Below are 456 nucleotides of genomic sequence, written 5' to 3'. Positions count from 1 at the left end.
GGCTGATATGCTACATTACCAGTCTGATGTTATGATGAACGGCGCAATTCTGCTGGCGCTGGGGTTGTCCTGGTACGGCTGGCATCGCGCCGATGCTCTGTTTGCATTGGGAATCGGCATCTATATTTTATATAGCGCGTTACGCATGGGATATGAGGCGGTACAGTCATTACTGGATCGCGCATTGCCTGATGAGGAACGGCAAGAAATTATTGATATCGTGACTTCCTGGCCGGGTGTTAGCGGCGCTCACGATCTTCGCACGCGGCAGTCAGGGCCGACCCGCTTTATTCAGATTCATTTGGAAATGGAAGACTCTCTGCCTTTGGTTCAGGCACATATGGTGGCGGATCAGGTAGAGCAGGCTATTTTACGGCGTTTTCCGGGATCGGATGTAATTATCCATCAGGACCCCTGTTCCGTCGTACCTAGGGAGGGTAAACGGTCTATGCTTTC

Annotated in this window: 1 pseudogene; it reads left to right on the top strand. The window is 51.5% G+C overall.

Features of this window, described 5'->3' with window-relative positions:
* Window positions 1-456: pseudogene (fieF, locus tag BTA35_RS16720) on the top strand (CDF family cation-efflux transporter FieF); the annotation flags it as partial.

The organism is Oceanospirillum linum (genome assembly GCF_001995095.2).
GTDB classification, from domain to species: Bacteria; Pseudomonadota; Gammaproteobacteria; order Pseudomonadales; family Halomonadaceae; genus Oceanospirillum; species Oceanospirillum linum.
This window is presented reverse-complemented; position numbering and strand designations above follow the sequence as displayed.